Source organism: Kineococcus glutinatus (assembly GCF_039542765.1).
In the GTDB taxonomy this organism is placed as follows: Bacteria; Actinomycetota; Actinomycetes; order Actinomycetales; family Kineococcaceae; genus Kineococcus_A; species Kineococcus_A glutinatus.
In genome coordinates, this window is sequence record NZ_BAABIL010000407.1 from 1 (window position 1) to 5,320 (window position 5,320).

The 5,320-nt window shown below is 77.4% G+C and carries 5 protein-coding genes; 1 reads left to right on the top strand and 4 read right to left on the bottom strand.

What is annotated here, in order from left to right; genetic code table 11:
* Nucleotides 1–44: 44 nt before the first annotated feature.
* The 4 genes from ABEB16_RS14755 to ABEB16_RS14770 are packed head-to-tail and all read right to left on the bottom strand — an operon-like array spanning nucleotide 45 to nucleotide 3,641.
* Nucleotides 45–956, bottom strand: a complete 912-nt coding sequence (locus tag ABEB16_RS14755) for an amidohydrolase family protein (RefSeq protein ID WP_345712995.1) — start codon at nucleotides 954–956, stop codon at nucleotides 45–47.
* Entirely contained in the window at nucleotides 953–1,945 is a 993-nt protein-coding gene (locus ABEB16_RS14760) for an aldo/keto reductase (RefSeq protein ID WP_345712996.1), read from the bottom strand. Before ABEB16_RS14760 ends, ABEB16_RS14755 begins: the two co-directional genes overlap by 4 nt.
* On the bottom strand, nucleotides 1,942–2,763 hold the full coding sequence (locus ABEB16_RS14765; protein ID WP_345712997.1) for an SDR family NAD(P)-dependent oxidoreductase: 822 nt from the start codon (nucleotides 2,761–2,763) through the stop codon (nucleotides 1,942–1,944). Before ABEB16_RS14765 ends, ABEB16_RS14760 begins: the two co-directional genes overlap by 4 nt.
* A complete protein-coding gene (locus tag ABEB16_RS14770; protein WP_345712998.1) occupies nucleotides 2,760–3,641 on the bottom strand; it encodes a fumarylacetoacetate hydrolase family protein in 882 nt (293 codons plus the stop codon). Before ABEB16_RS14770 ends, ABEB16_RS14765 begins: the two co-directional genes overlap by 4 nt.
* A 251-nt stretch (nucleotides 3,642–3,892) precedes the next feature.
* Here ABEB16_RS14770 and ABEB16_RS14775 point away from each other — a divergent pair, with 251 nt between their 5' ends.
* Nucleotides 3,893–5,320 (top strand): enolase C-terminal domain-like protein, encoded by a 1,428-nt coding sequence (locus tag ABEB16_RS14775; RefSeq protein WP_425560201.1) that lies wholly within the window; start codon nucleotides 3,893–3,895, stop codon nucleotides 5,318–5,320.

Consider the following 5,320-nt stretch of genomic DNA (forward strand, 5'->3'; position numbering starts at 1 on the left):
CGGGCGCGGCCGCGGGGGCGGCGCTCAGGGCTGAGACCCGCGGCTCAGGGCCGAGGATCGCGCGGGGCGCCCGGCCCGGGCAGGGCGTACACCCGGCGCGCGGTGCCCGCCAGCACCGCCGCCCGCTCGGCCCCCGACAGCGGCGCCAGGCACTCCAGGGTCGCGCCGAGCACGTCGGCGTAGGACCCGGCGAGCAGGCACACCGGCCAGTCCGAGCCCACGGCGAGGCGGTCGGGGCCGAACGCCTCCAGCGCCACCTGCACCCACGGCCGCAGCTGCGGGGCGGACCAGCCCGAGGTGTCCGCCTCGGTGACCAGGCCCGACACCTTGGCCACCACGTGCGGGGCGCGGGCCAGCTCCCGCAACCGCCCGGCCCACGGCTGCAGGTGCCCGGCGGCCACCGGCGGCTTGCCGAGGTGGTCGAGCACGAAGCGGACGCCGTCGAGGTCGTGGACGCAGCGCACCGCCGCGGGCAGCTGCCGGGCGGTGACGAGCAGGTCCACGACCAGCCCGGCCCGGCCCGCCGCGGCGATGCCCGCGCGCACGTCGGGCCGGTCCAGCCACCCGGGGTCGGGTTCCTCCTGCGCCTGGGCGCGCACCCCCGCCAGCAGCGGGCGCGCGGGGTCCAGGGCCAGCGCCGCCAGCTCGCGGGGGTCGTCGCCGGTGAGGTCGACCCAGCCCACGGCCGCGGCCACGAGCGGGTCGGCGGCGGCCAGGTCCAGCAGCTCCGGCGTCTCGGCCGCGTCCCGGACGGTCTGCACGACGACGGCGGCCACCACCCGGGCGCGGCCGGTGGCGCCCAGCCCGGCGGCGGCCTCGTGCAGGTCGGCGGCGCCGAAGGAGCGGGCGATCGGCGCCATGCCCACCGGGTCGATCCACGGCTGCGGGCGGACGGCGAGGTCCCAGACGTGGTGGTGGGCGTCGACCACCTCGGCGGCGCCGCCGGGCCCGCTCACCGCGCGGTCCGCGGCGGCAGCGCGAAGGGCTCGACCTCCGCCCACAGCTGCTCGGGGACCTGCGCGGCGAGGTCGGCGGCCGCGGCCCGCGCCTCCGCGGCGCTGCGCACCCCGACGAGGACGCTGACGACCGCCGGGTGGCGCAGCGGGAACTGCAGGGCCGCCCGCAGCAGCGTGCAGCCGTGCCGGGCGCAGACCTCCTGCTGGGCGCGGGCGGCGGCCAGCACGTGCTCGGGGGCGGGGGCGTAGTCGAAGCGGGCACCGGGGGAGGGGTCGGCCAGCACCCCGGAGTTCAGCGCGCCGCCGACGACGACGGCGATGCCCCGCTGCAGGCACTCGGGCAGCAGCTCCTCGCCGGCGCTGCGCTCCAGCAGCGTCCAGCGCCCGGCGACGAGCAGGACGTCGGCCAGGCCGCTGCGGGCGAAGCGCAGCTGCATCCGCACGTCGTCCACGCCGGCGCCCACCGCGGAGACGAGGCCCTCCTGCCGCATCCGGGCCAGCTCCGGCAGGCCGGTGGCCAGCACCTCCTCCTCCCGCCCGTGGGGGTCGTGGGCGTAGAGGACGTCGACGCGGTCCAGGCCGAGGCGCTGCAGGCTCTCCTCGAGGCTGCGGCGCACGCCGGCGGCGGAGAAGTCCCACTCCCGGCGCTTGGCGAGGCCGTCGCGGAAGTCCTGCTGCGGCTGCGCGGTGTCGATGGTGGTGTCGTCGACGAGCAGGCGGCCGACCTTGGTGGAGACGACGTACTCCTCGCGCGGCTTGGTGGCGAGGAAGGCGCCCAGGCGCTGCTCGGCGAGCCCGGCGCCGTAGTGCGGGGCGACGTCGAAGTAGCGGACCCCCGCCTGCCAGGCGGCCTCCAGCGCGGCGTGGGCGTCCTCGTCGGAGACGGGGTCGAACAGGCCGCCGAGCGGGCCGGCGCCGAAGCCGAGGGTGGTCACCGCCAGGCCGGTGCCCCCCACGGGCCGCACCGGCCGGCCGGTGGCGGTGCTCACGGCTGCCGCCGCGGGGGCAGCCGCAGCCCGGCCATGCCGCCGTCGACCTCCAGCGCGGTGCCGGTGGTGGCGGAGGCCAGCGGGCTGGCGAGGGAGGCCACGGCGAAGGCGACCTCCTCGGCGCTGACGAGGCGCCCCAGCGGCTGGCGGGCCTCCAGCGCGGCGCGTTCGGTGGCGGGGTCGTCGGCGGCGTCGAGCAGGCGCTGCACCCAGGGGGTGTCGGCGGTGCCGGGGTTGACGCAGTTCACCCGGACGCCGTCGGCGAGGTGGTCGGCGGCCATGGCGCGGGTGAGGGCGAGCACGGCGCCCTTGGAGGCGGAGTACAGGGCGCGCTGCGGCAGGCCGGCGGTGGCGGCGATGGAGCACGTGACGACGACGGCCGCGGCCGGGGAGCGGCGCAGGTGCGGCAGGCAGGCGCGCACGACGCGGGCGGTGCCGGTGACGTTGACGTCGAGGACCCGAGCCCACTCCGCCTCCCAGCCCTCGTCCGGACCGGCCTCGACGCTGCCGCGGGCCCCGATGCCGGCGTTGCTGACGACGACGTCGAGGCGGCCGGTGCGCTCGACGGCCGCGGCCACGGCCCGCCGCACGGAGGCGTCGTCGCCGACGTCGCAGCGCTCGCCCTCCAGCGGCGCGGGCAGGTCCTCGGGGCGCAGGTCGAGCACGACGACCCGCGCGCCGCGGGCGGCCAGCAGCTTCGCGGTGGCCAGGCCGAGGCCGGAGGCGCCGCCGGTGACGACCGCGGCCAGGCCGGCGAAGTCCCGTCCGGGGTCGGCTCCGGGGTCGGCTCCGGGGGCGAGGGGGGCGGTGGCGCTCACGCGTCGACCTCCGCGTCGCGCACGGTGCTGCGCTGGCGCCCGAGCCCGTCGACCTCGACCTCGACGACGTCGCCGGCGCCGAGGTAGGGGAAGCGGCCGGAGAGCGCGACCCCCTCGGGGGTGCCGGTATTGACGACGTCGCCGGGCTCGAGGACGAGGTACTGGCTGAGGTGGTGCACGAGGACCGCGGCGCTGAAGACCATGTCGGCGGTGCTGGAGTCCTGGCGGGGTTCGCCGTTGACCGCCGAGCGCAGGCCGAGGGACTGCACGTCGGCGGGCAGGTCCTCGGCGGGCACCAGCCACGGGCCGAGCGGGTTGAACGTCTCGCAGCACTTGCCCTTGGACCACTGCCCGCCGGACTCGGCGAGCTGGTAGTCGCGCTCGGAGACGTCGTTGGAGACGGCGTAGCCGGCGATGTGCGCGGCGGCCTCCTCGGGGGAGCGCAGGTAGCGGGCGCGGCGGCCGATGACGACGGCGAGCTCGACCTCCCAGTCCACCTTCTTCGCGCCCGGGGGGATGAGCACGTCGTCGTGCGGGCCGACGACGGTGCCGGGGTGCTTGAGGAAGAGGATGGGGCTGTCCGGGGGCGCCGCCCCGGACTCGGCGGCGTGGGCGGCGTAGTTCTGCCCGATGCAGAGCACGGCGCCGGGGCGGGCGACGGGCGCGCCGACGCGCATGCCGGCGGCCCCGGCGAGCTCGGGGAGGGTGCCGGCGGCGAGGACGGCGCTGGTGCGCTCGACGCCGCCGGCGGCGAGGAAGGCGCCGTCCACGTCGCGCACGCCGACCTCGGCGCAGACGGGTGCCAGGTCGTGGGTGCGGCCGGAGTCGGCGACGGCGGGGACCTCGCGGCCGGGCGGGCCGAGGCGCAGCAGGTGCATCGGGGACCTCTCTCGTGGGGCGCACCGGGGTGGACGGCTCCCGGCCCCCGTGCCGATGGCATTGAACATCAGATGATCCCGGTGGTCCAGGGCCGATGCAGGTTGGGATGCGGCCGTCGAGGAGCGTGCACGAGTGGGCAGATGCGGTGGGGGCTCCCGCGATGGACGAGGTTCTGGCATGCTCCCTGGCTCCAGACATCGGATGTCTCGTCGCCCTTGGTGCGCGGGACCCGGCGAGGGAACGAGGTCCCGTGCCCAGCCAGCCCCCAGTGATCACACGAGTCAGCACCCGCGACGTGCGCTTCCCGACCTCGCGGTTCCTCGACGGCTCCGACGCGATGAACCCCGAGCCGGACTACTCCGCCGCCTGCGTCGTGCTGCACACCGACGCCGGTGACGGGCTCGAGGGCCACGGCTTCGCCTTCACCACCGGTCGCGGCAACGACGTGCAGGTCGCCGCGATCGAGCTGGTCGCGGCCCAGCTCGTCGGCCGCCGCGTCGAGGAGCTGCTCGGCGACCTCGGCGCCACCGCCCGCCTCCTCGTCGCCGACGGGCAGCTGCGCTGGCTGGGCCCGGAGAAGGGCGTCGTCCAGATGGCCACCGGCGCCGTGCTCAACGCGCTGTGGGACCTGCGCGCCAAGCGCGAGGGCAAGCCGCTGTGGCAGGTGCTGGCCGACATGACCCCCGAGGAGGTGGCGGACCTCGTCGACTACCGCTACCTCGGCGACGCCCTCACCCGCGAGGAGGCCGTCGCCATCCTCCGCGCCGCCGAACCCGGCAAGGCCGAGCGGCTGGAGCGCCTGCGGCGGGAGGGCTACCCGGCCTACACCACCACGCCCGGCTGGCTGGGCTACAGCGACGCCAAGCTCGTGCGGCTGTGCCGCCAGGCCGTCGCCGAGGGGTTCTCCCAGGTCAAGCTCAAGGTCGGCGCCGACGCCGCCGAGGACGTGCGCCGCTGCCGGCTGGCCCGGGAGGCGATCGGGCCGGACGTGGCGCTGGCCGTCGACGCCAACCAGCGCTGGGAGGTGCCCGAGGCGATCGACCGGGTCCGCGAGCTGGCGCGGTTCGGCATCCGCTGGATCGAGGAGCCCACCTCGCCCGACGACGTGCTGGGGCACCGCGCGATCGCGCAGGCCGTCGCGCCCGTCGAGGTCGCCACCGGCGAGCACGTGCAAAACCGGGTGGTCTTCAAGCAGCTCATGGCCGCCGGCGGCGTGCAGGTCGTGCAGATCGACGCGTGCCGGGTCGCGGGCGTCAACGAGAACGTCGCGATCCTGCTGCTGGCGGCCAAGCACGGCCTGCCGGTCTGCCCGCACGCGGGTGGTGTGGGCCTGTGCGAGGTCGTGCGCCACCTGTCGTTCTTCGACTACCTCAGCGTCAGCGCGACGCTGGAGGGCCGCGTCGTGGAGTGGGTCGACCACCTGCACGAGCACTTCCTCGACCCCGCCGTCGTGCGCGGCGGGGCCTACGTGCTGCCCGTGCTGCCCGGCGCGAGCACCGAGATGCTGCCGGCGTCGGTGGCGGAGTTCGCCCACCCCGACGGGCCGGCGTGGGCGGTCGGGGGCGGGCCGGGTGCGGGCGGGCCGGGTGCGGGCGCGGTGGGTGCGGGCGCGGTGGGTGCGCACGCCCTGCCCGACCTGCGCGCGGAGCTGCCCGCGGGGGCCGTGGGCGGGGCCTGA

What these genes read in the sequence shown, in the direction of transcription:
- ABEB16_RS14770 (WP_345712998.1), bottom strand. Translation starts at nt 3,641, where the DNA reads ATGCACCTGCTGCGCCTCGGCCCGCCCGGCCGCGAGGTCCCCGCCGTC.